Annotated in this window: 26 protein-coding genes; 16 read left to right on the top strand and 10 right to left on the bottom strand. The window is 69.4% G+C overall.

Annotated elements, in window-relative coordinates; all coding sequences use genetic code 11:
* Nucleotides 1-11 precede the first annotated feature (11 nt).
* From GGQ63_RS16140 to GGQ63_RS16160, 5 genes are all read right to left on the bottom strand, one after another.
* Nucleotides 12-305: an acyl carrier protein gene (locus tag GGQ63_RS16140; protein WP_183857643.1), complete on the bottom strand. Its 294-nt coding sequence runs from the start codon at nt 303-305 to the stop codon at nt 12-14.
* 129 nt (nt 306-434) lie between these two features.
* Nucleotides 435-1,316 (bottom strand): transglutaminase family protein, encoded by an 882-nt coding sequence (locus GGQ63_RS16145; RefSeq protein ID WP_183857644.1) that lies wholly within the window; start codon nt 1,314-1,316, stop codon nt 435-437.
* Between the two features lie 18 nt (nt 1,317-1,334).
* Complete coding sequence (locus GGQ63_RS16150) at nt 1,335-3,839, bottom strand: circularly permuted type 2 ATP-grasp protein (protein ID WP_183857645.1); 2,505 nt, start codon at nt 3,837-3,839, stop codon at nt 1,335-1,337.
* A gap of 9 nt (nt 3,840-3,848) precedes the next feature.
* The gene (locus GGQ63_RS16155) at nt 3,849-7,172 is read right to left on the bottom strand and encodes a transglutaminase family protein (RefSeq protein WP_183857646.1); all 3,324 of its coding nucleotides are present in this window, start codon (nt 7,170-7,172) and stop codon (nt 3,849-3,851) included.
* 148 nt (nt 7,173-7,320) lie between these two features.
* A complete protein-coding gene (locus GGQ63_RS16160; RefSeq protein WP_183857647.1) occupies nt 7,321-8,295 on the bottom strand; it encodes an isopenicillin N synthase family dioxygenase in 975 nt (324 codons plus the stop codon).
* A gap of 116 nt (nt 8,296-8,411) precedes the next feature.
* On the opposite strand from GGQ63_RS16160, the gene GGQ63_RS16165 reads away from it, so the two are divergent.
* On the top strand, nt 8,412-9,452 hold the full coding sequence (locus GGQ63_RS16165; protein WP_183857648.1) for a heparan-alpha-glucosaminide N-acetyltransferase domain-containing protein: 1,041 nt from the start codon (nt 8,412-8,414) through the stop codon (nt 9,450-9,452).
* Between the two features lie 82 nt (nt 9,453-9,534).
* Nucleotides 9,535-10,545 carry a zinc-binding alcohol dehydrogenase family protein gene (locus GGQ63_RS16170; protein ID WP_183857649.1) on the top strand — a complete coding sequence of 337 codons (1,011 nt, stop codon included), beginning with the start codon at nt 9,535-9,537 and terminating at the stop codon, nt 10,543-10,545.
* Nucleotides 10,546-10,593: 48 nt separating this feature from the next.
* Here the strand turns inward: GGQ63_RS16170 and GGQ63_RS16175 are convergent, their stop codons facing one another.
* Nucleotides 10,594-11,526, bottom strand: coding sequence for a GntR family transcriptional regulator (locus GGQ63_RS16175; RefSeq protein WP_183857650.1), 933 nt, complete (start codon nt 11,524-11,526; stop codon nt 10,594-10,596).
* Nucleotides 11,527-11,535: 9 nt separating this feature from the next.
* Nucleotides 11,536-12,516: an NAD-dependent epimerase/dehydratase family protein gene (locus GGQ63_RS16180; RefSeq protein WP_183857651.1), complete on the bottom strand. Its 981-nt coding sequence runs from the start codon at nt 12,514-12,516 to the stop codon at nt 11,536-11,538.
* 161 nt (nt 12,517-12,677) lie between these two features.
* On the opposite strand from GGQ63_RS16180, the gene GGQ63_RS16185 reads away from it, so the two are divergent.
* The 6 genes from GGQ63_RS16185 to GGQ63_RS16210 all read left to right on the top strand — a co-directional run bounded on the left by GGQ63_RS16185 (nt 12,678) and on the right by GGQ63_RS16210 (nt 17,986).
* Nucleotides 12,678-13,139: an RrF2 family transcriptional regulator gene (locus GGQ63_RS16185; RefSeq protein ID WP_183857652.1), complete on the top strand. Its 462-nt coding sequence runs from the start codon at nt 12,678-12,680 to the stop codon at nt 13,137-13,139.
* Nucleotides 13,140-13,257: 118 nt separating this feature from the next.
* Nucleotides 13,258-14,295, top strand: a complete 1,038-nt coding sequence (locus GGQ63_RS16190; protein WP_183857790.1) for a sulfate ABC transporter substrate-binding protein — start codon at nt 13,258-13,260, stop codon at nt 14,293-14,295.
* 83 nt (nt 14,296-14,378) lie between these two features.
* Entirely contained in the window at nt 14,379-15,227 is an 849-nt protein-coding gene (gene cysT, locus GGQ63_RS16195) for a sulfate ABC transporter permease subunit CysT (protein WP_183857653.1), read from the top strand.
* Nucleotides 15,220-16,113: a sulfate ABC transporter permease subunit CysW gene (cysW, locus tag GGQ63_RS16200; protein WP_183857654.1), complete on the top strand. Its 894-nt coding sequence runs from the start codon at nt 15,220-15,222 to the stop codon at nt 16,111-16,113. Before cysT ends, cysW begins: the two co-directional genes overlap by 8 nt.
* 73 nt (nt 16,114-16,186) lie before the next feature.
* On the top strand, nt 16,187-17,221 hold the full coding sequence (locus GGQ63_RS16205; RefSeq protein ID WP_425502084.1) for a sulfate/molybdate ABC transporter ATP-binding protein: 1,035 nt from the start codon (nt 16,187-16,189) through the stop codon (nt 17,219-17,221).
* 78 nt (nt 17,222-17,299) lie between these two features.
* Complete coding sequence (locus tag GGQ63_RS16210) at nt 17,300-17,986, top strand: D-lyxose/D-mannose family sugar isomerase (protein ID WP_183857656.1); 687 nt, start codon at nt 17,300-17,302, stop codon at nt 17,984-17,986.
* Between the two features lie 86 nt (nt 17,987-18,072).
* Here GGQ63_RS16210 and GGQ63_RS16215 read toward each other — a convergent pair whose 3' ends face one another.
* Genes GGQ63_RS16215 through GGQ63_RS16225 form a run of 3 tightly spaced genes read right to left on the bottom strand, consistent with a single transcriptional unit; the run spans nt 18,073 to nt 21,048 of the window.
* Nucleotides 18,073-18,348 carry an acylphosphatase gene (locus GGQ63_RS16215; protein WP_183857657.1) on the bottom strand — a complete coding sequence of 92 codons (276 nt, stop codon included), beginning with the start codon at nt 18,346-18,348 and terminating at the stop codon, nt 18,073-18,075.
* Complete coding sequence (locus GGQ63_RS16220; RefSeq protein WP_183857658.1) at nt 18,345-19,016, bottom strand: HAD hydrolase-like protein; 672 nt, start codon at nt 19,014-19,016, stop codon at nt 18,345-18,347. The genes GGQ63_RS16215 and GGQ63_RS16220 overlap by 4 nt, the downstream gene beginning before the upstream one ends.
* A 16-nt stretch (nt 19,017-19,032) precedes the next feature.
* A complete protein-coding gene (locus GGQ63_RS16225) occupies nt 19,033-21,048 on the bottom strand; it encodes an acetyl-CoA carboxylase biotin carboxylase subunit (protein ID WP_183857659.1) in 2,016 nt (671 codons plus the stop codon).
* 292 nt (nt 21,049-21,340) lie between these two features.
* On the opposite strand from GGQ63_RS16225, the gene GGQ63_RS16230 reads away from it, so the two are divergent.
* From GGQ63_RS16230 to folK, 8 genes are all read left to right on the top strand, one after another.
* Nucleotides 21,341-22,135, top strand: a complete 795-nt coding sequence (locus GGQ63_RS16230) for an ATP-binding cassette domain-containing protein (protein ID WP_210308547.1) — start codon at nt 21,341-21,343, stop codon at nt 22,133-22,135.
* A 1-nt stretch (nt 22,136) separates the two neighbouring features.
* Complete coding sequence (locus GGQ63_RS16235) at nt 22,137-23,183, top strand: ABC transporter permease (protein WP_183857661.1); 1,047 nt, start codon at nt 22,137-22,139, stop codon at nt 23,181-23,183.
* Nucleotides 23,184-23,248: 65 nt separating this feature from the next.
* Nucleotides 23,249-24,238 carry a substrate-binding domain-containing protein gene (locus GGQ63_RS16240; protein WP_183857662.1) on the top strand — a complete coding sequence of 330 codons (990 nt, stop codon included), beginning with the start codon at nt 23,249-23,251 and terminating at the stop codon, nt 24,236-24,238.
* Between the two features lie 58 nt (nt 24,239-24,296).
* Nucleotides 24,297-24,539, top strand: a complete 243-nt coding sequence (locus GGQ63_RS16245) for a FitA-like ribbon-helix-helix domain-containing protein (RefSeq protein WP_425502083.1) — start codon at nt 24,297-24,299, stop codon at nt 24,537-24,539.
* Nucleotides 24,523-24,924: a type II toxin-antitoxin system VapC family toxin gene (locus tag GGQ63_RS16250; RefSeq protein WP_183857664.1), complete on the top strand. Its 402-nt coding sequence runs from the start codon at nt 24,523-24,525 to the stop codon at nt 24,922-24,924. Before GGQ63_RS16245 ends, GGQ63_RS16250 begins: the two co-directional genes overlap by 17 nt.
* A gap of 5 nt (nt 24,925-24,929) precedes the next feature.
* Complete coding sequence (gene folP / locus GGQ63_RS16255) at nt 24,930-25,748, top strand: dihydropteroate synthase (protein ID WP_183857665.1); 819 nt, start codon at nt 24,930-24,932, stop codon at nt 25,746-25,748.
* Entirely contained in the window at nt 25,745-26,113 is a 369-nt protein-coding gene (folB, locus tag GGQ63_RS16260) for a dihydroneopterin aldolase (RefSeq protein ID WP_183857666.1), read from the top strand. Before folP ends, folB begins: the two co-directional genes overlap by 4 nt.
* A complete protein-coding gene (folK, locus tag GGQ63_RS16265; protein ID WP_183857667.1) occupies nt 26,106-26,606 on the top strand; it encodes a 2-amino-4-hydroxy-6-hydroxymethyldihydropteridine diphosphokinase in 501 nt (166 codons plus the stop codon). Before folB ends, folK begins: the two co-directional genes overlap by 8 nt.
* The last annotated feature ends 7 nt before the right edge of the window (nt 26,607-26,613 follow it).

A 26,613-nucleotide genomic window follows, 5' to 3' on the forward strand; every position in this document is an offset into this window, starting at 1 on the left:
TCGCCCCGCCGTCAGGCGCCGGCGTTCTTCTTGGCGACGAGTTCGTCGATTCGGGCGCAGAGGTTCTTCAGGACGAAATAATCGTCGACGGAGGCCTTGCCCTCGTTGACCTCCTGCGTCCAGCGCTCGAACGGGATCTTGATCCCGAACTTCTTGTCGAGCGCGAAGACGATGTCGAGAAAGTCGAGGCTGTCGATGCCCAGATCGTCGATCGAATGGGATTCCGGCGTGATCTTCTCACGCGGAATCTCGCTCGTCTCGGCGATCACATTGGCAACGATCTCGAAGGTCGATTGCGCGGTCATGACGTCTCTGTCGGTCCCTTCCTGCCGCGGCTCTGCCTCGGCAAACCGCGAATTCTTCCCCGTTCGTGCGGCTCTGATAGCGCGTGTCTGCGCAAATCTCCAGTCCGCCCGGTTACCCGGCGCAAAGCTCTACTTGCGGATCGGCACCACGTCCACTGCCACGTCGAGCGAATGGCCGCCCGCCGTGACGATGACACCGTCCGCCGGCGCCGCGTCGGCATAGTCCCGTCCGATCGCGAGCACCAGATGGTCCTCGCCCGCCGCGACGCCATTGGTCGGATCGAGGCCGATCCAGCCGGCTTCGCGGCCGCACCACAGCGCCACCCAGGCATGGGTGGCGTCCGCGCCCTCGAGCCGCGGCCGGCCCGGCGGCGGCTCGGTGCGCAGGAAGCCGCTGACATAGATCGCCGGCAGGCCGAGCGCCCGCAAGCCCGAAATCATGACGTGCGCGAAATCCTGGCAGACGCCGGCCCGCTGCTCGAAGGACACGATCGGCCGCGTCGTCACGTCGGTGGCGGCCGGATCATAGGTGAAGTCGCGCTTGATCCGCTTGGTCAGATCGAGCCCGGCCTCGAGCACCGGCCGGCCGGGCGTGAAGCTCTCCGCGACATAATCGGCGATCGCCGGTTCGAGCGGCACGGCCCGGCTCGCCCAGAGGTAATGCGCCGGCGAGCGTGGGCCGAGCGAGGTCTCGGCGACCGCGGCGCGGCGGATCACCTCCCAGGCCGGCGTCAGCCCCGGCACGGGGGGCGGCCGCGGCTCGACCGCGATGCGCGCCCGCATTTCGAGCGTCAGCCGGTCGTGCGGGAAGGCGATGGCGATCGCCGTGATCCGGTTGCCGAAGAAATCGGCCTCGTCGCGCCGTTCGGTCGGCTGCGGCTCGATCGTCAGCTCGGCGGCGATCACCCGCTGGCCGGGCCGGTCGACGGGCAGCTGGTGCAGCACCTGGCGGGCGAACAGCACACCCCCCTCATAGCGATAGCGGCTGACGAGGCGCACATCGTAGAGCATCGGCATCCGTCGGCGGGCTCACACCGTCTCGTCGCCGAGCGGCGGCGCGGGGCGGCGATGGGTGAAATAGACGAGCGCGATCTCGTCGGAGATCTGCATCAGCCGGCGTTCATAGGAGAGCATCGCGGCGGCGTCGAGGCGGGCCGCGTCGGCGGTCGCGAGTTCGGCCGAGAGCAGCGTCGCGATCCGGTCGGCGCCGGCCGGCATGCCGTTCGGCGCGTGCCCCGGCAGGTTCTCGAGCGAGGCGCGGATCCGCTCGGCCTGAAAGGCGAGCGAGCGCGGATTGCCCGGATCGAGGAGCACGAGATCGGTCACCGGCACGGCGGCCGGGGCGATCTCGTAGCGGATGCGGTAGACGATCTGGCTGTCGGCGAGCTCGAGCAGCGCCTCGAGCCGCCCGCCGCGCGCCTCCGGCCCGCCGAGGAAGCGGGTCGCGGTGGCGACCGCGATGCCGCGCTCGATCCGCCGTCCGAGATCGAGGAAGCGCCAGCCATTGTGGCGCACCATGTTCTCCTGCACGAGGCCGGAGAAGGCGGCGACGAGGCGCAGCGAATTCTCGATCCGCTCGATGATCTCGACCTCGGTCGTGGCGCGCAGCGGCCGCGCCGCCTGCGCCTCGAGATCGGCGATCACCCGCCAGGCATCCGGCGACAGCCGGTCGCGGATCACCGAGGCCGCCCGCCGCGCCCAGGTGGCGAGCGCCGGCACGCCGCCGAAATCGCCGCCCCGCGACAGGATGGCGCGGACCGCCCTGTCCGGCGCCGCACGGATCGCCTCCCGTTCGGGATCGTCCTCGCGCGCCGGCCAGAGCATGTCCATCAGCGGCCGGATCGCCCGGCGCTCGTTCTCCTCGTCGGCGATCCGCGCCGCGATCGCGCGGGCGAGCCTGAGCGTCGTCTCGGTCCGCTCGACATAGCGGCCGAGCCAGAAGAGGTTCTCCGCCGCCCGGCTCGGCAGATTGGCCGTCAGCCGGCGCAGGGCCACCTCGTCCGGGGAGGGAATGAGCGTCGTCTCGGCGACCGGCTTGTCCGACAGCACCCAGACATCGGCCGACGCGCCGCCCTGCTGCAGCGTCACGGCGCGCGCGTCCTCCCGCTCGGAGATGCGGCAGAAGCCGCCCGGCATCACCTTCCAGCCGCTCTCGGTGCGGGCGACATAGAGCCGCAGGATGCAGGGCCGCGGCACCAGCCGGCCGTCGTGCCAGACCGGCGTCGTCGACAGCCGCACCACCTCCTGGCCGACGAAATCGGTGCCGCGCGTGCCGATCGCCGCGACGAGCTTCGCCCGCGCCGCCTCGCCGAGATCGGCGCCGAGCACCGGCCCGCGGTCGAGCACGCCCGCCACCCGCGCACCGAGCGCCGGGGCGATCACCATGCGGTCGAGATTCTCGATCACATGGTCGCGTTCGAGCGTCTGGCCGCACCACCAGGTGGCGACGTTCGGCAGGATCAGGTCGCGCCCGAGAATGCGGCGGGCGAGCGCCGGCAGGAAGCCGAGCAGCGCCTTCGACTCGACGAGGCCGGAACCGAGCGCATTGGCGATCGCCACCTGGCGGTTCCGCACCGCACGGGCGAGTCCCGGCACGCCGAGCTTCGAGGAAGGGTTCAGTTCGAGCGGGTCGGCGAAATCCGAATCGAGCCGGCGCAGGATGACGTCGATCGGCCGGAGCCCCGAAATGGTGCGCAGATAGACCGCGTCGTCGCGCACCGTCAGATCGTCGCCCTCGACGAGCACGAAGCCGAGATAGCGGGCGAGATAGGCGTGCTCGAAATAGGTCTCGTTGAGCGGTCCGGGGGTGAGCAGCGCGACGCGCGTGTCGTGCCGGTTGAGCGCGTTGAGGCCGCCGCGGAAGGCCTGGAAGAAGCCCGCCAGCCGCTCGACATGGAAGCCGCGATAGATTTCGGGGAGCGCGCGCGACAGGGCCAGCCGGTTCTCGAGCGCATAGCCCGCGCCCGACGGCGCCTGCGCGCGGTCGGAGATCACCCACCAGCGGCCGTCCGGCCCGCGGCCGACATCGGCGGCATAGATGCGCAGATGGTGGCCGCCGATCGGCTTCGCGCCGACGAGCGGCCGCAGATATTCCTCCGACCCGGCGATCACCGCGGCGGGCAGCGCACCCGTCGCCGGCAGCTTCCCCTCGCCATAGGCGTCGGCGAGGATCGCGTCCATCAGCTCGGCCCGCTGCACGAGCCCGGCCTCGAGGTGGCGCCACTCCTCCGGCCCGATCAGCACCGGCACGTGCGACAGCGGCCAGGGCCGCTCGGCGCCGCCCTCCCCGTCATAGGCGCGGAACACCACGCCCGAATCGCGCAGATGCCGGTCGGCGGTCTGGAAGCGGCGCGCCACCTCGTCGACGCCGAGCCCGGCGAGCGTCTCGACGAACCGGCCCCAATGCGGCCGCACCGTGCCCGACAGGTCGATCAGCTCGTCGGCCGCCCCGGCGAGCGGCCGGTACCCCGCGATCAGCGCGGCGGCGCGCTCCCCCCGCGCCCGCCGCTTCGCCGCACTCTCCCCCCGTGCCATCGCCCCGCCTCAGATATTGGCCGGGCGGCGCAGGTCGAGCGTCGCCGGGAATTCGTCGGAGGGGATTTCCGGCATGGGCATGAAGGTGCCGCCGGTATGGCCGATCGCCTCGAAGCGGGCGAGCCGCCGCGCCTCCGCCTCGTAGGAATTGACCGGGAAGGTCTCGTAGTTCCGCCCGCCCGGATGGGCGACGTGATAGACGCAGCCGCCGAGCGAGCGGTGCGACCACTGGTCGACGATGTCGAAGGTGAGCGGGGCGTGCACCGGGATCGTCGGGTGGAGGCCCGAGGCCGGCTGCCAGGCCTTGTAGCGCACGCCGCCGACATAGGACCCCGTCGCACCCGTCGAGACGAGCGGCACCCGCCTGCCGTTGCAGGCGAGGATGTGGCGGCGCGGATCGAAGCCGTCGACGCGCACCTGCAGCCGCTCGACCGAGGAATCGACGTAGCGCACCGTGCCGCCGACCGCCCCCTCTTCGCCGAGCACGTGCCACGGCTCGAGCGCCTGCCGCAGTTCGAGCGCCACGCCCTGCTGCTCGATCCGGCCGCACAAGGGGAAGCGGAATTCGCGCTGCGCCTCGAACCAAACCGGCTCGAAGGGATAGCCGGCGCGGCCGAGATCGCCGAGCACGTCGAGGAAGTCCGCCCAGACGAAGTGCGGCAGCATGAAGCGGTCGTGCAGCGCCGTGCCCCAGCGGGTCAGCTTGCCCTGCTGCGGGGTGCGCCAGAACCAGGCGATCAGCGCCCGCAGCAGCAATTGCTGCGCGAGGCTCATCCGGTAGTCGGGCGGCATCTCGAAGGAGCGGAATTCGACGAGCCCGAGCCGGCCGGTCGGCCCGTCCGGCGAATAGAGCTTGTCGATGCAGATCTCCGCCCGGTGCGTGTTGCCGGTCACGTCGGTGAGCAGGTTGCGGAACAGCCGGTCGACCAGCCAGGGCAGAGGCTGCGGCCCGTATTCCGGCGGCGGCACCTTGGCGAGCGCGATCTCGAGCTCGTAGAGCGAATCGTGCCGTGCCTCGTCGATGCGCGGCGCCTGGCTGGTCGGGCCGATGAAGAGCCCGGAGAACAGGTAGGACAGCGAGGGGTGGCGCTGCCAGTAGAGGACGAGGCTCTTCAGGAGGTCCGGGCGGCGCAGGAACGGGCTGTCCTCCGGCCGCGCCCCGCCGACCACGACATGATTGCCGCCGCCGGTTCCGGTGTGGCGACCGTCGACCATGAACTTCTCGGTGCCGAGCCGCGAGGCCCGCGCATCCTCATAGAGCCCCCTGGTCGTCGAAACGCAGGTCGTCCAGTCGCCGGAGGGGTGGATGTTGACCTCGATCACGCCGGGGTCCGGCGTCACCTTGATCACGTCGAGCCGCGGGTCGACCGGCGGCGGATAGCCCTCGACATGGATCGGCAAAGCGAGTTCGGCCGCCGTCGTCTCGATCGCGGTCAGGATCTCGAGATAGTCCTCGAGCCGCTCGGTCGGCGGCATGAAGACGCAGAGCCGGCCGTCCCGCGGCTCGACGGCGAGCGCGGTGCGCACCGCCCGCGTGCCGGTCAGGAACTGGTCGACCTGCTCGGTCCGGTCGGCCTCCCCGCCCGCCGCGCCGGCGCGGGCGAGCACGTGCGAGGCGATCTCGTCCGGATCGGGCAGCGCCTGCGGCACGGAGCCGGGATCGGCCTGGATGATGTAGGGATAGGAGGCGGCCGGCACATAGGGCAGCGTGGCGAGCGGCAGGCGATAGCCGACCGGGCTGTCGCCGGGCACGAGGAAGATCTTGCCGCGCCGCAGCGGCCAGCGCTCCGAGATCCAGCGCGGCTGCGCCTTCGCCTGCCAGCGCTGCACCGGCAGCACGTACCCCGTCGGATTGCCGAGACCGCGCTCGAAGACCCGCGCGATGCGGGCGCGCGCCTCCGGATCGTCGAGCTTCGAATCCTCGGGCGTGACGTTTTCGGGCAGGTCCTGTTCTTTCAGGATCCAGTGCGCCGGGTCCTCATAGGCGGGGTGCACGAAGCCCGGGGCGATGCCGAGCGCCCCGGCGAGCCGCTCGGTGAAGCGCTTCGCCGCCGAGCCGTTCGCCTCCGCCGGCTTCGCCTCCTCCGCGATCAGCGCGGCGTTCCGCCAGATCGGCTTGCCGTCGCGCCGCCAGTAGAGCGCGAAGGTCCAGCGCGGCAGGCTTTCACCGGGATACCACTTGCCCTGGCCGTAATGCAGGAAGCCGCCCGGCGCGAAGCGGTCGCGCAGCCGCCGGATCAGCTCGTCGGCGCGGCTCCGCTTGGTCGGCCCGACCGCCGCGGTGTTCCATTCCGCCGACTGGTAGTCGTCGATCGACACGAAGGTCGGCTCGCCGCCCATGGTCAGCCGCACGTCCTGCGCCGCGAGGTCGGCGTCGACCTTCTGGCCCAGGGCGTCGAGCGCGGCCCAGCTCTCGTCCGAGAAGGGCAGCGTCACCCGCGGCTGCTCGGCGATCCGCTCGACCTTCATCTCGAAGGTGAAGTCGGACTTGGTACCGGGCGGCGCCGCGAACGAGCCGGTGATCGGCGCGGCCGAGCGGTAATGCGGCGTCGCGGCGAGCGGCAGATGCCCCTCGCCGGTGAAGAGGCCGGAGGTCGGGTCGAGCCCGACCCAGCCGGCGCCCGGAATATAGACCTCCGCCCAAGCGTGCAGGTCGGTGAAGTCGACCTCGGTGCCGGACGGCCCGTCGAGCGCCTTCACGTCGGGGCGGAGCTGGATCAGGTAGCCGGAGACGAAGCGGGCGGCGAGGCCGAGATGGCGCAGCATCTGCACGAGCAGCCAGCCTGTGTCGCGGCAGGAGCCGGCGGCGCTTTCGAGCGTCTCCTCGGGCGTCTGCACGCCCGGCTCCATCCGGATCAGATAGCGGATGTCGCCCTGCAGCTTCTGGTTCAGCCAGACGAGAAAGTCGACGATCGGCCGCTCCTCGCGCGGCACTTCGGCGAGCGCCCGTTCGAGCAGCGGCCCGGCCGGCTCCGGCGCCAGATAGGCGGCGAGTTCCTCGGCGAGTTCGGGCGCATAGGTGAAGGGGAATTTCTCGGCATAGGGTTCGACGAAGAAGTCGAACGGATTATAGACCTCGAGCTCGGCGATGAGGTCGACCTCGATGCGGAATTCGCGCGTCGGCTCGGGGAAGACGAAGCGGGCCTGCCAGTTGCCGTGCGGATCCTGTTGCCAGTTCACGAAGTGATTGGCCGGCGAAACCTTGAGCGCATAGCTCGGCACCTTGGTGCGGCAATGCGGCGCCGGCCGCAGCCGGATGACCTGCGGCGCGAGCGTGACCGCATGGTCGTAGCGGTATTCGGTGACGTGGCGAAGCGCGGCTAGGATCGACATGCGCGAACGGAACCCCCGAAAGACCTCGCCGCCCCGGCGTCGCCGCCGGGCGCGAGGCACGTGCCAAGATGGAACGGCGCGCCCGCCGCACGCAACATCCGCGCCAGCGCGCCGCCGGCGGGATCGCGCGGCAGGACGGCCCGGCGGCTCATGCCTTTGCCACCGTCGAGCGGAATTTCGCGGCGAGATAGGCGCCGGAGCCGACCGGCGCATATTTGGGCAGCGCGCCGGAGGCGAGGCAGGTCTCGATGCAGGCGATCTCCGCATCCCAGTTCGGCTGGTGGAAGAAGGCGATCGACTGGCGCCGCGTCGCGCCGGTGGCGCTCTTCGGCGGAACGGCGACGCGGTGCAGCGTCGATCGCCAGGCGTCGTTCGTCCAGCGCTGCATCAGGTCGCCGATATTGATGACGAAGGTGTCGGCCACCGCCGGCACGGCGTGCCAAGCGCCGTCGCTGCCGAGCACTTCGAGCCCGCCCGGTGCGTCCTCCTGCATCAGGATGGTGAGCGAGCCGTAATCGGAGTGCTCGCCGGCGCGCAACTGCCCGGGTGCCGGCTCCTCGGCGAGGTCGGGATAGTTGAGGAGCCGCAGCGCGCTCGCCTCGGCGTCGACGAAACGCTCGAAATGCTCGTCCGGCAGGCCGAGCCCGCGAGCGAAGAAACGCATGATGCGGCGGGCGAGCGCCGACATCTCGCGGTAATAGGCGCGCACCGCGCGGCGGAAATCGTCGCCGCCGAGCGGCCAGGGATTGGCGGAGAAGACGAAGGCCTCGGCGTCGTCGGCCGGCCGGTGGTCGAGCCGGCGGAACTCGGACGGGCCGAAGGAGAAGGTCTCCTTCAGATCGGCCGGCCGCGCCGCGCCGAGCGAGGCGGCGAGCGTCTCGCCCTTGACCGGGCTGTAGCCATAGGGATAGCCCGGATAGGGCATCGCCGCGGTCATCTTCTCGGCGAGCGGCCGGTCGAAGAAGGCGCGCGTCGCCGCCCATCCCGCAGCGATCGTGTCGGCGTCCGCGCCGTGCCCGGTGACGAGGAGGAAGCCCGTGTGTCGACAGGCCCGGTCGATCGCCCGCGCGACATGGTCGACGCCGCGCTGGTCGGCGAGATCGATGAGCGGCACGGCGGTCATGGCATCCTCTGCGCAAGTGACGCCGGGACAAGTGACCCGGGGAAAAGAGACCCGGCCCCGAGAGACCCGGTCGCGCCGGAGCCTAGGGGCCGGCTGCCTGTTTGGGAAGCATGCACGTGAATGACGCAGCAGAACCGGCCGTAGCGCCGGACTTCCTCCGCCGGCACGCCGACCTGACGCCGGCTTCGGCGCCCCGCGGACCGCGAATCGCCCTCCTCGATCTGGTGCGCGGCGGCGCCCTCGTCGCCATGGCGATCTATCACGGCGCCTGGGACCTTTCGTTCTTCCGCCTCGTCGCGATCGACGTCAACGAAGGCGGCTGGCGGATCTTCGCCCGGCTGATCGCCGGCACCTTCCTCCTCCTCTCCGGCGCGGCGCTCGCCCTCGCGACGCGGAACGGCCTGCGCTGGCGGCCCTATCTGCGGCGCACCGGCATGATCGCGCTCGCTGCCGTCCTCGTCACGGCGGCGACCTATTTCGTGATGGGGGAAGGCTTCGTCTTCTTCGGCATCCTGCACGAGATCGCGCTCGCGAGCCTCCTCGCCATCCCCTTCCTCGCCGCGCCGCTTTCCCTTGTCGGGCTCGCCGCGGCGGTCGTCTTCGCCCTCCCCTTCTTCTGGCGGCATGCGGTCTTCTCGGCCCCGCCGCTCTGGTGGGTCGGCCTCGCGCCGACGCCACCGCCCTCCTTCGACTATGTGCCGGTCTTCCCCTGGTTCGGCCTCGTGCTCGCCGGCCTCCTCTTCGGCCGGCTGATGATCGCGGGCGGTCTCGACCGCCGCCTCGCCGCGGTCGGCCTCCCCCGCCCATTCCGCCCCCTCGCCTTCGCCGGCCGGCACTCGCTGATCGTCTATCTCGTCCACCAGCCGATCCTCATCGGCCTCGCTTTCGTCACCGCGACCGTGATCCTGCCCAATCACGGCGTGACCGAGTTCCGCAGCCAGTGCGAGGCGGCGTGCGGCGCGAACGGCCAGCCGGACAGCGTCTGCCGGCCCTATTGCGCCTGCATCGTCGACGGGCTGCGCGAGGCCGGCGAGCTCGGTCCGGCGGTCGCCGGCATGCTGACCCCGACCGGACAGGACCGGCTCCAGACCGTCATCGGCGTCTGCCGGACCGAAGTGCTCGGCCCGCCCGTCGAGCGCGAAGTGCCGCCACCCTAGGCGCCCGTCGGGCCCGGAAGACGGGGATGACGCTGCATCCGGTTATCGATAAAGAGCAGGGATCGAAGAGGGAGAAACCGCGATGCGCGCGATCATCTGCGAAGAGCCGGGCCGGCTCGCCGCCATCGAGCGGGACCGGCCGGAGCGCCCGGCGGGCTGGGTGTCGGTCGACATCCGCCATGTCGGCGTCTGCGGCACCGACTTCCACATCTTCGCCGGCAAGCACCCCTACCTCGCCTATCCGCGCGTCATGGGCCACGAACTGTCCGGCACGGTGGCCGAGCCCTCCGAGGACGGCCGCTTCGCCGCCGGCGACGCGGTGATCGTCAACCCCTATCTCGCCTGCGGCAGTTGCATCGCCTGCCGCAAGGGCAAGCCGAACTGCTGCGTCGCGATCAAGGTGCTCGGTGTCCACACCGATGGCGGCATGTGCGAGCGGATCGTCGTGCCGGCCCAGAACCTCTATCCGGCCGAGGGCCTGTCGCTGCGCGATGCGGCGATGGTCGAGTTCCTGGCGATCGGTGCCCATGCCGTCCGCCGGTCCGAGGCGAAGCCGGGCGACCGGGCGCTCGTCGTCGGCGCCGGCCCGATCGGCCTCGGCACCGCCCTCTTCGCCCGCCTCGCCGGAGCCGAGGTCACCATGATGGACACCTCCGAGGAGCGCCTCGACAAGGCGGCCGGCACGTTCGGCTTCGCCGACCCGATCCGCGCCGGCGCCGACGCGATCGAGGCGGCGCGGCGGGCGACCGGCGGCGACTTCTACGACCTCGTCTTCGACGCCACCGGCAATGCCCGCGCGATGGAGGGCGGCATCGGCTTCGTCGCCCATGGCGGCTCGCTCGTCTTCGTCTCGATCGTCAAGGACCGTATCGGCTTCGACGACCCTGAGTTGCACAAGCGCGAAATGAAGATCGTCGGCAGCCGCAACGCGCTGAAGGCCGATTTCGAGACCGTCGTCGCGGCGATGAAGGCGGGCGCGGTCCCGGTCGACGCGATCAACACGCACCGCGCCGCGCTCGACGACCTGCCGGAGGCGATGCCGGCCTGGCTCGCCGACGGGCGCGGCCTGATCAAGGCCGTGCTCACCGTCTGACCGGCGCGGTGTTCGTCCTCGTCCAGCCGCAGAGGCCGGATTCCGCGCTCAGGGAGTAGACGAAGGTGGCAGGCCCGAAGGGCCGTCCGCCGCCTCGTCGACGGAGCGCATCAGCGTCGTCCGCGCCGAGGCGAGATGGCGGGAAACCGCCATCGTCAGCCTGTCCCGGTCGCCGGCGCGCAGCGCATCGATATAGGCGAGATGCTCGGCGATCGCCGAGGCGTTGCGCCGGCGTTCGTCCTGCTTCTTCCACTGGTAGTGATAGTGGAAGATGAATGAAATGATGTCGTAGAAATCGTGTATGAACCGGTTCGACGAAGCCTCATGGATCGTCCGATGAAAGGCGTCATCGAGATCGGAGAATTCCGGCCACCGCGTGTCGATCGCCGCCGCCAGCTCGTGATGCCGCGCCTCCAGTCGGTCGAGCTTCTGCCAGAGAGCATGCTCCTTGGGCAGTTCAAGGAAGGCACGGACCGAGAAATACTCGTACATCTCGCGGATATCGGCGAGTTCGGTGGCGAAACTCTTCGTCACACCCTTCAGAACCCATCCGCCGCGCGGCCTCTTCTCGATCAGCCGGAAGCGGGAAAACCGCATCAGGAATTCCCGCACCGCCGAGGTCGAGGTGCCGATCCGGCGCGCGAAATCGAGCTCGTTGACCGGGTGGCCGGGCCGGAAATCGCCCCGCTCGATGATCGCCATGAAGGCCCGTTCGACGAGCACCGCGGTCGATGTGGTCTCCGCCTCGGGGAAGAATTCGTCGGCCCGCGGCGCCCGCTTCACCGCCTTCGCCCGGCCGTCGACGGCGAGGATGCCGGCCTCGGCGAGCCGGCCGAGCCCCGCCCGCACCGTCGTCCGGCTCACCCCGAGGCGGTCGGCGAGCGCCGTCTCGGACGGCAGCGCGCCACCGGCGCCGACCTCGGAAGCGAGCGCCATCAAGCGGTTGGCGGTTTCCTTGAAGCGGGTGTTCGGCTTCACCATCGGGCCGCGTCAGCCCTCCGGAACGCCGTTCGACCAACCCCGATACCAGTCGACGAAGCGCGGTATGCCCTCCTCGAGCGGGGTGCGCGGCCGATAGCCGAGCTCGGCGGCGCTCGTCTCGATGTCGGCGCAGGTCTCGACCACATCGGCCGGCCGCATCGGCGCCTCGACGATCGTCGCCGCCCGGCCGACCGCCCGCTCGATCGCGGCGACGAAGGTCCTGAGCTCGACCGGCCGGTTGTTGCCGAGATTGAAAAGCCGCGTCTCGGCCGGCTCCGGCGTCCGGTCGACCGCGGCGAGCGTCCCCGCCACCACGTCATCGACGAAGGTGAAATCCCGCCGCATCCGCCCCTCGTTGAAGAGGGTGATCGGCCGCCCGGCCATGATCGCCTCGGTGAAGAGCCAGGGCGCCATGTCGGGCCGGCCATAGGGACCGTAAACGGTGAAGAAGCGCAGCCCCGTCGAGGCGATGCCGTGCACATGGGCGTAAGTGCGGGCGATCAGTTCCCCCGCCCGCTTGGTCGCGGCATAGAGCGACACCGGCTGATCGACCCGGTCCGTCTCCCGGAACGGCGTCGCCTCGTTGGCGCCGTAGACCGAGGAGGAGGAGGCGTAGACGACCTGCCGAAGCCCCGAGAGCCGGCGCGCCGCCTCGAACACCACCACCTGCCCGGCGACGTTCGACTGCACATAGGCGAGCGGGTTCTCGATCGAATAGGCGACGCCCGCCTGCGCCGCGAGATGCACGATCGCCGTGCAGTCGGGCTCGGCGGCGACGAGCGCGTTCATCGCCGCCGGATCGGCGACATCCCCCTCGACGAAACGGAAGCGCGGATGAGCGGAAAGGAGCGCGAGCCGGGCCGCCTTCAAACGCGGATCATAATAGGCATTCAGATTGTCGTAGCCGATCACCGTATCGCCGCGCCGGAGCGCCGCGCCCGCCGTGTGGAACCCGATGAAGCCGGCGGCGCCGGTCACAATCATCTTCAAGCGAAAGGTCCTCCGCGGAGGGGCGATAGAGACGAAGATGCCCTGTCTACCCGATCGAAAGAGCGCCTCATAGCGGCGCCGCCGCGGCCGGTCGGCGCGGCCTCGCGTGTTTCCACGATCGAACCGATCGGATATAGGGAATTTTCACCCCGGGCAGACCGATGATCTCTCAGAAAGCCAAATACGCCTTCAAGGCGCTGATCCATCTCGCCCGCCAGCCCACGGGCGCCACGGTGCAGATCGACGAGATCGCCCGCGAAGCGGGGGTGCCGCGCAAGTTTCTCGAACACATTCTGCTCGACCTGAAGCGGCGCGGCCTCATCGTCAGCCGGCGTGGACGCGCGGGGGGTTATACCATGCTGAAATCGCCCGCCGAGATCACGCTCGGCCAGGTGCTGCGGGCGATCGACGGGCCGATCGCGCCGCTCTCCTGCATCTCGCGCACCGCCTACCAGCCCTGTGCGGATTGCGCCGACGAGAAGACCTGCGCGGTGCGACGGATCTTCGCCGACACCTATGCCGCGCAGCTGCTGCTGTTCGATGCCACCACCCTCGCCGACGCCCTGCGCGGCGACGAAACGGCCGACAATCCCGCCGATCGAGAATCCGTTTTCGTGGCTTGAGGTTGCCGAGAAGGATTTTCTCTCTAGCCTCCTCCCGAGCCTATCGGCATAGTTTGAAATTGCCGACCACCTATGTCGAGATGAACGGGTCATCAATCAGGGAGGCCACCTCATGGCCATGACCTCCACCCGTCTTCGCCGCCGGGCCGCGCCGTTCCTCGCCGCCCTGGCGCTCGGCCTGTCCGTCGCCCTGCCGCCCGCCTTCGCCGATGTCGCGCTGCTCAATGTCAGCTACGACCCGACCCGCGAGCTCTACAAGGACTACAACACCGCCTTCGCCGCGCATTGGAAGCAGGAAACCGGCGAGACGGTCACCGTTCAGGTGTCGCATGGCGGCTCCGGCAAGCAGGCCCGGTCGGTGATCGACGGTCTCGACGCAGACGTGGTGACGCTGGCGCTGGAAGCGGACATCGATGCCATCGCCAAGGGGAGCGGCAAGATCGCCGCCGACTGGCGCGGCCGCCTGCCGCACAATTCGGCGCCCTACACCTCGACCATCGTCTTCCTCGTCCGCAAGGGCAATCCGAAAGGGATCAAGGACTGGGGCGACCTGATCAAGGACGGCGTCGAAGTGATCACGCCGAACCCGAAGACCTCCGGCGGCGCCCGCTGGAATTATCTCGCCGCCTGGGCCTACGCCAACAAGGCGTTCGGCAATGACGAGGCGAAGACCCGCGATTTCGTCGCGACACTCTACAGGCACGTCCCCGTGCTCGATACCGGCGCGCGCGGCTCGACCACGACCTTCGCCCAGCGCGGCATCGGCGATGTGCTGCTCGCCTGGGAGAACGAGGCCTTCCTGGCGCTCGAGGAACTCGGCCCGGACCAGTTCGAGATCGTCGTGCCGCCGCTCTCGATCCTCGCCGAGCCCCCGGTCGCGGTGGTCGACGGCAATGTCGACGAGAAGGGCAGCCGCAAGCAGGCCGAGGCCTATCTGACCTATCTCTACTCGGAAGAAGGCCAGACGATCGCGGCGAAGCACTATTACCGGCCGTCCGAGCCGGAGAAGGTCGCCGACAAAGCCCTGCTCGAGCGTTTCCCGAAGATCGATCTCGTCACCATCGACGATCCGCAGTTCGGCGGATGGGCGAAAGCACAGCCGACCCATTTCGGCGATGGCGGCGTGTTCGACCAGATCTACAAGCCGACCAAGTGAATTGCGCCGATCCGAGGTTGACCTCCGCTTAACCGGCCGAACGAGACGGCCCGCCCTGCGACCGCCCCTTTGATGGAGAGACGATGGCCGCCACGACCATCGCCAGCCTGAGAAAGCCGAGCGTCATCCCGGGATTCGGGTTGGCGCTCGGCTTTACCGTAACCTATCTCGGCCTCGTCGTGCTGATCCCGCTCGCCGCGCTGTTCCTGCGCTCGGCGTCGCTCGGCCCGGCCGAGTTCTGGCGGATCGCCACCGACGAACGGACCCTCGCCGCGCTCCGGCTGTCCTTCGGCGCGTCCCTCGTCGCCGCGCTCGTCAACGTCGTGTTCGGCCTGATCCTCGCCTGGGTGCTGGTGCGCTACCGCTTCCCCGGCCGGCGGCTGGTCGACGCGGTGATCGACCTGCCCTTTGCGCTGCCGACGGCCGTCGCCGGCATCGCGCTCACAGCGCTCTACGCACCGAACGGCTGGATCGGCTCGCTGCTGGCGCCCTTCGGCATCCGCATAGCCTACACCCCGATCGGCATCATGATCGCGCTCGTCTTCATCGGGCTGCCCTTCGTCGTGCGCTCGGTGCAGCCGGTGCTCGAGGATTTCGACCGCGAGACCGAGGAGATGGCCGCGACCCTCGGCGCGACGCGGCTGCAGACGGTGCGCCGCGTCGTGCTGCCGGCCATCCTGCCGGCCCTGACGACCGGCTTCGCCCTCGCCTTCGCCCGGGCCGTCGGCGAATACGGCTCGGTCATCTTCATCGCCGGCAACAGCCCGTACCGGACCGAGATCGCACCGCTGCTGATCGTCATCCGGCTGGAAGAATTCTCCTATCCCGCGGCCGCGACGATCGCCGTGGTGATGCTCCTGATCGCCTTCGCGCTGCTCTTCGCGATCAATCTCGTCCAGGCCTGGAGCCGCAGGAGGTTCGGCGATGTCTGACGCCGAGTTCACCACCGCGCGCCTGCCGGGCGCCGCGGCCGTGCGCTTCCGCCGGGTGACCACCGAGCGGGCGCCGGTGCGGATCGCGCTCGTCCTCGTCGGCATCGCTTTTCTCGGCCTGTTCCTGCTCCTGCCGCTCGTCGCCGTCTTCGTCGAGGCGCTGCGCGGCGGGGCGGCCGCCTACTGGACGGCGCTGGTCGAGCCCGACGCCGCCGCGGCGATCCGGCTCACCCTCTTCGTCGCGGCGATTGCGGTGCCCGCCAATCTCGTCTTCGGCATCGCCGCGTCCTGGGCCATCGCGAAGTTCGATTTCCGCGGCAAGAGCCTCCTCAACACGCTGATCGATCTGCCCTTTTCGGTCTCCCCGGTGATCTCGGGCCTGATCTACGTGCTGCTGTTCGGGGCGCACAGCTGGCTCGGGCCCCTGTTCAAGAGCGCCGGCATCCAGGTGATCTTCGCGGTGCCGGGCATCGTGCTCGCCACCATCTTCGTCACCTTCCCCTTCGTCGCTCGCGAGTTGATCCCGCTGATGGAATCGCAGGGCCGCGGCGACGAGGAGGCAGCGCTTTCGCTCGGCGCATCGGGCTGGCAGACCTTCTTCCGGGTCACCCTGCCGAACGTCAAATGGGCGCTGCTCTACGGCGTGCTGCTCTGCAACGCCCGCGCGATGGGCGAGTTCGGCGCGGTGTCGGTGGTGTCCGGCCATATTCGCGGCCTCACCAACACCATGCCGTTGCATGTCGAGATCCTCTACAACGAGTATAACTTCGCCGCCGCCTTCGCCGTGGCGTCGCTGCTCGCCGCGCTCGCGCTCGTGACGCTGGCAGTGAAATCGCTGCTGGAGTGGCACTATGCCGACGAAATCGCCGCCACCCGCAAGCATTGAGGCTTCGATGAACGCGAGACCCGACATCCGTCCGGCCGAGGCCGTGGCGCTCGGAGAGACCGAAGGACCGGCCATTCGTGTGACGGTCGAATCGGTGGCGAAGGCGTTCGGCGACACGCCGGCGCTGCACGGCGTCTCGCTCGACGTCGCGCCGGGCGAACTCGTCGCCCTGCTCGGCCCTTCCGGCTCCGGCAAGACGACGCTCCTGCGCATCCTCGCCGGGCTCGACGCGCCGACCGGCGGGCGCGTGCTCTTCGACGGCGAGGACGCGCTCCAGCTCACCGTGCAGCAGCGCAACATCGGCTTCGTGTTCCAGCACTACGCCCTGTTCCGCAACATGACGGTGTTCGACAACATCGCCTTCGGCCTCACCGTGCGGCCCCGCGACCGGCGCCCGCCGAAGGCCGAGATCCGCCGCCGCGTGCTCGCGCTGCTCGATCTCGTCCAGCTTGCCGGGCTCGAGCGGCGCTATCCGAACCAGCTCTCCGGCGGCCAGCGCCAGCGCGTCGCGCTCGCCCGCGCGCTCGCCATCGAGCCGCGCGTGCTGCTGCTCGACGAACCGTTCGGCGCGCTCGATGCGCAGGTGCGCAAGGACCTCCGCCGCTGGCTGCGCGAGATCCACGACCGCACCGGCCATACGACGTTCTTCGTCACCCACGACCAGGACGAAGCGCTCGAACTCGCCGACCGGGTCGTCGTGATGTCGAAGGGCCGGATCGAGCAGGTCGGCACGCCGGACCAGATCTATGACGCGCCGGCGAGCCCCTTCGTCTTCGGCTTCATCGGCGAATCCTCCTTCGTGCCGGTCGAGATCGCCGACGGCACGGTGACGCTGGACGGGGCGAGCCTCGACCTCGCCGCGCTCGGCGCAACGCACGGCAAGGCGACGCTCGGCTTCCGGCCGCACGACGTCGCGATCGTCTCCGAAGGTCCGGCGCTTTCCGGGCCGATCCTCTCCGAACGGCGGCACGGCGGCATGCGGCGGCTCGAGGTCGAGGTGGGCGCGGGCCGCCACCGGGCGGAGATCGACGTCGCCGTCGACGTGCCGCGGCCGGCCTCAGGGACGATCGCCTTCCGGCCGACCAAGTGGCGCGTCTTCCCTGCGTGAGCCCTCTTCCGCAAGCCCTTGCGAGGCCGTAAGGTCCGCCGCAACGGGCGAGCCGGCCCGACGAGAGAGGAACCGCTCATGAAACGCTCCCGCGTCAACGAGATCATGCGCGCAGCGGACGACTTCATCCGCTCCTTCGGGACGGTGTTGCCGCCCTTCGCCTATTGGACGCCGGACGAGTTCAAGGCGCGCAAGGAGACCGCGCGCGGCGTCATCGACGCCCGGCTCGGCTGGGACATCACCGATTACGGCGCCGGCGATTTCGACCGGCTCGGCCTGTTCCTGTTCACCGCGCGCAACGGCAACCAGGCCGATCTCGCCCGCGGCAAGGGCATGCTCTACGCGGAAAAGATCATGATCTCGCGGCAGGATCAGATCTCGCCGATGCACCGGCACAACATCAAGGCCGAGGACATCATCAACCGCGGCGGCGGCACGCTCGTCATCGAGCTGTTCATGCCCGACGCCGAGGGCGGCATCGACGAGAAGGCCGAGGTCACCGTGCCGACCGACGGCGTGATCCGCAAACTGCCGGCGGGCGGCAAGCTCGAGCTCGCGCCTGGCGAGAGCGTCACGCTGCTGCCCGGCGTCTGGCACGCCTTCTGGGGCGAAGGCGCGGACGTGCTGATCGGCGAGGTTTCGACCGTCAATGACGACCTGACCGACAACATCTTCCGCGAGCCGATCGGCCGCTTTGCCGCCATCGAGGAGGACGAGGCGCCGCTGCACCTCCTCGTCGCCGACTACGACGCCTGGCTGAAGTAACGGCTCGGCCTTAGCGAAGGGTGCCGGCGTATCGCGCCGGCGCCACCCGCCTGTGCGGGCGCGGCCCTGCAGGCGACGGCGGCCGCTCAGAGCGTCGGCAGGACGCGAAAATCCGTATCGCCCGGCGGCTCCGCCTCCTCGATCACCACCGTGTCGACGCGGGCGGCGCGCGGTCCCTCGCGGCAGGCGACGAGCATCGCCGCGACGGCCTCTCCGGCGCCGGAGAGAAGCGCCTCGACCGTGCCGTCGCGCCGGTTGCGCACCCAGCCGGCGAGGTCGCGTGCGCCCGCCTCCTCGACCGCCCAGGCGCGATAGCCGACGCCCTGCACCCGCCCCGAAACGACGACGCGCACGCTCCTCACGCCGCGACCCCGAGCCCGAGCAGGCGGAAGACCGTCGGCGGCAGCTCCGCCACCGCGGCGATCATCACGTCCGGCGGCTCGGCCGCGAACTCCGCCTCCGAGCCATAGCCCCAGGCGACGCCGATCACCGGCAGGCCGTTCGCGCGCGCGCCGGCGACATCGTGCATGCGGTCGCCGATCATCACCGCGGCGGCGGGGTCGATCCCCTGCTGCGCCAGCACATGGGCGATCACCTCGGCCTTGTCGACGCGGGTGCCGTCGAACTCCGAGCCGTGCACGGCGTCGAAGAAATCGATCAGGCCGAAATGGGCGAGGATCGTCTCGACATAGGGCCGCGGCTTCGAGCTCGCCGTTGTGAGCGTCAGGCCGGCCGCCTTGAGCGCGGCGAGCGCCTCGGGAATGCCGGGGAAGACGAGGTTCTCGTAAAGACCGATCGGCGCGTAGCGTTCGCGATAGAGCCGCAGCGCCTCCTTGGCGAGGAGGGGGTCGCCGTCGAGCATCGCCTGGAACGCGGCTTCGAGCGGCGGGCCGATCATCGCCCGCAGCGCCGCCTCCTCCGGCCGCGGCCGGCCGAGCGTCTCGAAGGCATAGGCGATCGAGCCGGTGATGCCGGGATAGGGGTCGGTCAGGGTTCCGTCGAGATCGAGGAGGACGGCGGGACGCGCCATGCGGCAAGGACTCCGTTCAGGCGAACTGCATGATCACGGCGTCGACCGCGAGGCTGTCGCCGGGTTTCGCAAGGATCGTTTCGACGACGAGATCGCGCTCCGCCCTGAGCACGTTCTCCATCTTCATCGCCTCGACGGTGGCGAGCGGCTCGCCCGCCTTCACCTCCTGGCCGACCGCGACGGCGATCGACACGACGAGGCCGGGCATCGGACAGAGGAGAAGGCGGGAGGTGTCGGGCGGCGCCTTCTTCGGCATGAGCGCATCGAGCGCGGCGACGGCGGGCGTCATCAGCCGCGCGTGGAGGTCGGCGCCGCGCCAGGAAAGCCGGAAGCCGGCGACCGCCGGGCGCAGCTGGACGGCGACCGGCTCCCCGTCGATCGTGCCGCTCCACACGGGCTCGCCGGGCGTCCAGCGCGAGGCGACGGTGACCGGCCGGTCCGCGCCGGGCAGCAGGACATCGATCTCGAGCGGGGTTGCGGCGATGCCGTCGGGTGTCGACAGCGCGATCCGCTCCTCGCCGAGCCGCACCACCCAGTCGGTCCGCCAGGCGCCCGAGGGCGGCGCGAGCCGGCCCGGCAGCCGGGCCCGCCGCTCTTCCTCGAGAAGGCCAATCGCGAGCGCCACCGCGGCGAGCCGGTGCCGCTCCCCGGGCTCGAGCGCGACCGGCGCGAAGCCGTCGGGATATTCCTCGGCGATGAAGCCGGTCGACAGCGCGCCTTCGCGGAAGCGCGGATGCGCCATCAGGGCGGAGAGGAAGGGGATGTTGTGACGGATGCCGTCGACGACGAAGCCGTCGAGCGCCGCGGCCATCGCATCGATCGCCTCCTCGCGGGTCGGCGCGTGCGTCGACAGCTTCGCCACCATCGGGTCGTAATAGACGGAGATCTCGGATCCTTCCGTCACACCGGTGTCGTTGCGCACCGTCACGCCGCCCTCCGCCTCGGCGGCCGGCGGGCGATAACGCGTGAGCCGCCCGGTCGAGGGCAGGAAGTTGCGATAGGGATCCTCGGCATAGATACGGCTCTCGATCGCCCAGCCGTCGAGGCGCACGTCCTTCTGGCGGATCGCCAGCCGCTCCCCGGCCGCGACGCGGATCATCTGCTCGACGAGATCGATGCCGGTGACGAGTTCGGTCACCGGATGCTCGACCTGCAGCCGGGTGTTCATCTCGAGGAAATAGAAGCCGCGGTCGCCGCCGACGACGAACTCGACCGTGCCGGCCGAATCATAGCCGACCGCCGCGGCGAGCGCGACCGCCTGCGCCCCCATCGCGGCGCGCATCGCCGGATCGACGAAGGGCGAGGGCGATTCCTCGACCACCTTCTGATTGCGCCGCTGGATCGAGCATTCCCGCTCGCCGAGATGGATGAGATTGCCGTGCTTGTCGCCGAGCACCTGGATCTCGATGTGGCGCGGATTCTCGATGAACTTCTCGAGGAAGACGCGGTCGTCGCCGAAGGACGAGCGCGCCTCCGATTTCGCGAGCCGAAAACCCTCCTCGACCTCGGCGGCCGAGCGGGCGATGCGCATGCCCTTGCCGCCGCCCCCCGCCGAGGCCTTTATCATCACAGGATAGCCGATCTCCGCGGCGATCACCGCGGCTTCGGCGGCGCTCTCGATGACGCCGATATGGCCGGGCACGGTCGACACGCCGGCGGCAGCGGCCTTGCGCTTCGATTCGATCTTGTCGCCCATCGCCTCGATGGCGACAGGGTTCGGCCCGATGAACGCGATGCCGGCCTCGGCGAGCGCCTGCGCGAAGGCGGCGCGCTCCGACAGGAAGCCATAGCCCGGGTGGACCGCGTCCGCCCCCGTCTGCCGCGCCGCCTCGACGAGCCGCTCGATCACCAGATAGGACTGCGCTGCGGGCGCCGGCCCGATCGGCACGGCGAGATCGGCCATCTCGACATGGACCGCATCGCGATCGGCGTCGGAATGGACGGCGACCGTCTCGATGCCCATGCGCCGGGCGGTCCTGATGATGCGACAGGCGATTTCGCCGCGATTGGCGATCAGGATCCGCTCGAACATGGGCGTTTCACGTTTCCTCGTCCCTTTCCTCGCTTCTACGCCGCGCCCTCCCCGCCATCAATCCGTCCTCCGGAGGGGTGTCCCCCGCCTCTCCCGGCCGGACGCCTCGTCGAGCCCCCGGCCTGCGCGAGCTTTACCACCTTGACACGCCCCGGTTCATACGATGATTTGAGAGGAGAGCGCGGCCGGCGCAACGACCCGGCCGTGATCCGCGAGACCGGACGCGCCGAAGATGCGCGCCGCATCTCGGTTTGCATCGTCCATCGCGCGCTTTCTCGGGGAGGAGAAGCCGTTGACTGAGACACCGGACGCGGCGGTCGCACCGGCCGCCGGCTTTCGCGACATCGTGCGTCTCGAGGGCGTCCAGAAATATTTCGGCTCGATCCATGCGCTGCGCGACATCGATCTTTCGATCGGCCGCAACGAGATCGTCGGCCTGATCGGCGACAACGGCGCCGGAAAATCGACCCTCATCAAGGTGATGACCGGCGTTCTCGCGCCGACATCGGGCCGCATCTTCATTCGCGATCGCGCCGTCGATCTCGGCGACTACTCGGTCCGCATGGCGCACGACCTCGCGATCGAAACAGTCTACCAGGACAAATCTCTCGCCGAGAAGCAGCCGCTCTGGCGCAACTTCTTCGTCGGCCGGCAGATCACCAACCGCTTCGGCTTCATCGACATCAAGCGGCAGAAGAAGATCGCGGAGGACATCCTCCTCAACTCGATCGGATTCCGCGGCGTCGGCATCACGGTCGACTCGACGGTGGCGCAGCTCTCGGGCGGCGAGCGACAGGGCATCGCGATCGGCCGGGCGATGCACTACAATTCCGACCTCATCGTACTCGACGAGCCGACCGTCGCCCTCGCCGTCAAGGAGGTGCGCAAGGTTCTCGATTTCGTCAGACGGATCAAGGAATCAGGACGCGCCTGCGTCTATATCGAACACAACCTCGCCCATGTGCACGAGGTCGCCGACCGGCTGGTCGTGCTCGATCGTGGCCGGGTCGTCGCCGAGATCGCGCCGCGCGACATGTCGGTCAGCGCGCTCACCGAGTTCCTGATCGACCTGCAGAAGGCGCATTGAGATGGGACGCGGTACCGCCGGCGGGATCGAGGGTCTGCCGATCATTCTCGTCTTCCTCTGCCTGCTCGGCCTGTTCATGTATACCGCGCCGAGCGTCTTCCTCTCGCCCTTCATCTACACGACCTTCCTGTCGACCCTGCCGCCGCTCGTTCTGCTGGCCGTCGGCCTCACCTATGTGATCGGCGCGGGCGAGATCGACCTTTCCTTCCCGGCGATCATCGCCTTTTCCGGCTTCGTCTTCGCCGTGTTGTTCAAGGAATACCAACTCGGCTGGATCGCCGTGATCGCCGCGCTCGCCGCAGGCCTCCTCGTCGGCTTCGTCAACGGCCTGCTGATCGCCAAGGTCGGCCTCCCCTCCTTCATCGCGACGCTCGGCACGCAGTTCTTCTGGGCCGGCATGGCGACCGTGCTGTCGGGGGGCAAGTCCTATGCGCTGCGCGGCGCGGAGGATTCGAGCGTCTGGCAGGTGCTGGTCGGCCGCCTCGATTTCGGCGCCGGCGCGCCGCTCTGGCTCAACCAGATCTCGCTGCAGGCGGTGTGGACGGCGCTCATCGCGGCCTTCCTCTGGCTGGTGCTCAACCGCCACCGCTTCGGCGAGCATGTCCTCTTCATCGGCGATTCGAACGCCGTCTCGCGCGTCGTCGGCATCGATGTCGACCGCGAGAAGATCAAGCTCTTCACGCTGATGGGCGGCCTCGCCGGCCTCGCCGCGATCTTTCTGACGCTCGAGAACAAGAATTTCTTCGGCAATCAGGGCCAGGGCTATCTGCTCACCGCGATCGCCTCGGTGCTGATCGGCGGCACCTCGATCTTCGGCGGCCGGGCAACGGTGATCGGCACCGTGTTCGGCTGTTTCATCATCGGCATGCTGGAAGCCGGGCTCGTCGCCTCGGGCCTCACCGGCGCCTGGGTGCGCACCGTGCAGGGCCTGATCTTCCTGATCGCCATCATCTTCTATCTGACCGTCGAGGAGCCGCATCGGCGCGCCGCACTGATGGCGCGTTTCGGCTTCCGAAGGGGGTTCGGCCGGGCGAAGCCCGCCGAGTGAGACGCGGCGAGAAGCCGGGAGAACGGCCGCCGCGACCGAAGCATGAACCGAGGGAGGAATCGATCATGCGGATGAAGCAGGTGTTGGGAGTGGGTGCCGCCGCCATTGCGCTCGGCCTCGGCGCGGCGCCGGCGCTCGCGCAGGACGCGCCGGGCGCGGGCCTCGTGATGTATATGCAGATGGGCGGCAATGCCGGCGACGGCGCGACGCTCGCCCGGCAGACCGGCGCGGCGCAGGCCGCGAAGGCGCTCGGCGTCGATCTGCGCGAGCAGTTCTCCGCCTGGGCGCCGGAAACCATGATCAACCAGTTCAAGGAGGCGGTCGCCGCCAAGCCCGCCTGTATCGAGATCATGGGCCATCCCGGCAGCGCCGCCTTCCATGATCTCGTCAAGGGTGCCGTCGACCAGGGCATCGTCGTCACCGTCGGCAATTCGCCGATGACCGACCTGCAGCAGGAATTCGGTGCGCACGGCCTCGGCTATGCCGGTGTCGATCTCTATGCCGGCGGCACGCTGACGGCGGAGGCGATGATCGCCAAGGGGCTCAAGGCGGGCGACGAGGCGATGGTCTATGGCGTGTTCAGCCAGGCCGAGCGCGGCCAGTCGGAAAAGGGCCTCGCGGACACGCTCGAAAAGGCCGGCCTCAAGGTCGACCGGCTCGAGATCACGCAGGAGGTCAATTCCGACACGACGCTCGGCGTGCCCGTGCTCGCCGCCTATGTGCAGAGCCATCCGAATCTGAAGGCGATCGGCACCCAGCACGGCGGCATCACCGGCATCATGGGCGAGGTGCTGAAAAAGGCCGGCAAGCAGCCGGGCGACATCATCGTCGGCGGCATCGATCTCGGCCCGGCGACGATCGACGGCCTGAAGTCCGGCTATGTCAGCGCGACGCTCGACCAGCTGCTCTATCTGCAGGGCTTCATGCCGGTCGTGCAGTGCGTGATGACCGCGAAATACAAGATGCCCGGCCTCAGCCTCAACACCGGCGCCGGCGTCGTGACCCCGGAGACGATCGACGGTCTCGTCGACCTGATCGACGCGGGGATCCGGTAACACACTCATTGCCGAAATCCGACCTCGACGCTATCATCATGATAGCGTCGAGGTTCATATGGGACAGATCCTAGTCAGAAACCTGGATGACGCCGTGATCGCGCGCATGAAGGCGCGGGCGCGGCGCGAGAGCACGTCGCTCGAGCAGAAGATTCGTGACCTCATTATCGCCGATGCGCGGCCTACACGCGCAGAACGCATCGAAGAAGCACGCGAGATCCGGGAGCGCATCGGACGGGTAAAGGGCAGTTCGGTGGAGTTGATCCGGGAGGATCGTGACAAGGATGAGCCTTATCGTTGATGCCTCCGTCGCGATCCGCTGGTATGTGCCGGAAGACGGTTGGCGCGAGGCTGAAGCCATCCTGCATGAACCAGACGAACTGCTCGCGCCCGATCTGATCATCGCGGAAATCGGCAGCGCGATCTGGAAGCGTATTCGAAGAGGCGACATACCCTCCGGCTTCGAGGCGGGTTTGCTCGAGCGAGCAGCGAGCGCTTTCGATGTGCTGGTGCCTTCTGCGGAGCTCGGCGCGGATGCGTTGAAGCTTGCCCTGAGCGTCGGCCATCCGATCTACGACTGCCTTTATCTCTCGCTCTGCCGGAGAGAAAACGCCGGCCTCGTCACAGCCGACAAGCGGCTCGCCGCCCTAGCGGCCGAGATCGGGATCATCACGAGGCTCCTCTAGCCGTCATGCTCGACCAGTTCCACCGCCGCGCCACCGGCCGGACGCTCGTGATGGGCGTGGTCAACGTCACGCCGGACAGCTTTTCCGACGGCGGCGACTTTGCCGACGCCGAGGCGGCGATCGCGCACGGGGTGGCGCTCGCCGCGGAAGGCGCAGACATTCTCGACGTCGGCGGGGAATCGACGCGGCCGGGGGCCACCGAGGTCGACGCCGAGACCGAATGCCGCCGCATCCTGCCGGTCATCGCAGGGCTCGCCCGGCGGACCGCGGTGACCCTCTCGGTCGATACCTACAAGGCTGCGGTCGCGGAGGCGGCGCTCGCCGCCGGGGCGCGGATCATCAACGATGTCTGGGGGTTGCAACGCGAGCCCGAGATCGCCCCAATCGCGGCGGCGCACGGCGCGGCGGTGGTCGCGAGCCATTGGGAGCGGGAGGCGCGCACGCCCGCCACCATCCTCGACGCCGTGCTCCGCTTCTTCGAGCGTTCGCTCGCCATCGCCCGCCGGGCCGGAGTTCCCGACGATCGAATCGTGCTCGATCCCGGACTGGGCTTCAACAAGACCGGCGCCGAGAACCTCGCCCTCCTCGCGCATCTCGACCGGATCGTCGCGCTCGGCTTTCCGGTGCTGGTCGGCGCCTCGCGCAAGCGCTTCATCGGCGAGCTGACCGGAAAGCCGCCGAAGGAGCGCACCATGGGTTCGGTCGGCGCCCATGTCGTCGCAGCGACGAAGGGAGCTTCGATCGTTAGGGTGCACGACGTCGCGGCGCATCGGCAGGCGCTCTCCGTCGCCGACGCCGTTCTCGCCGCGCAGGAGCACAGATGACCGACCGGATCCTGATCTCGGACCTTCGCTTCTTCGCCTTTCACGGCGTCTATCCCGAGGAGGAGACGCTCGGCCAGCGCTTCCGCGTCGACCTCGTGCTCGAGATCGATCTCGCCGACGCGGCCGGCAGCGACGCGGTCGACGACACGGTCAGCTATGCCGAGATCATCAAGCTCGCCGAGCGGATCACGACCGGCCGCCGCTTCCGGCTGATCGAGGCGCTCGCCGGCGCGATCGCGCAGGAGATTCTCGACGGCTATGAGCGGGTGGCGCGCGTCACCGTGCGGGTCACCAAGCCCGAGGCGCCGGTCGCGATCGCGGTCGGCTCCGTCGCCGTCGAGATCGAACGCGCCCGCCATGGATGAGGCCGTTCCGACCGCGGCCCATCTCGGCCTCGGCAGCAATCTCGGCGATCGTGCGGCGGCGCTGTCGGCCGCCGTCGGCGATCTCCGGCGCGCGCCCGGTGTTTCGGTCACCCGCGTCTCCTCGCTCTACGAGACGCCGCCCTGGGGTCCGGTGCCGCAAGGGTCTTATCTCAACGCCTGCATCGCGATCGAGACGACGCTGCCGCCCCGCGCCCTGCTCGAACTCTGCCTCGCGATCGAGCGGGCGCACGGCCGCGAGCGGCGGGTGCGCTGGGGGCCGCGCACGCTCGACATCGACGTGCTCGCCTATGGGGACAGGACGGTCGAAGCGCCCGACCTCCACATTCCGCATCCCCGGCTCACCGAGCGCGCCTTCGTGCTCGTGCCGCTCGCGGAGATCGCGCCCGACCTCGTCATCGCCGGCCGCACCGTCGCCGATTGGCGCGCCGTCATCGATACCGAGGGTATCCACAAGCTTCAGAAAGAGCTTTAGGAGAGAT

The sequence above is a fragment of the Prosthecomicrobium pneumaticum genome (assembly GCF_014199915.1).
Lineage (GTDB): Bacteria > Pseudomonadota > Alphaproteobacteria > Rhizobiales > Kaistiaceae > Prosthecomicrobium > Prosthecomicrobium pneumaticum.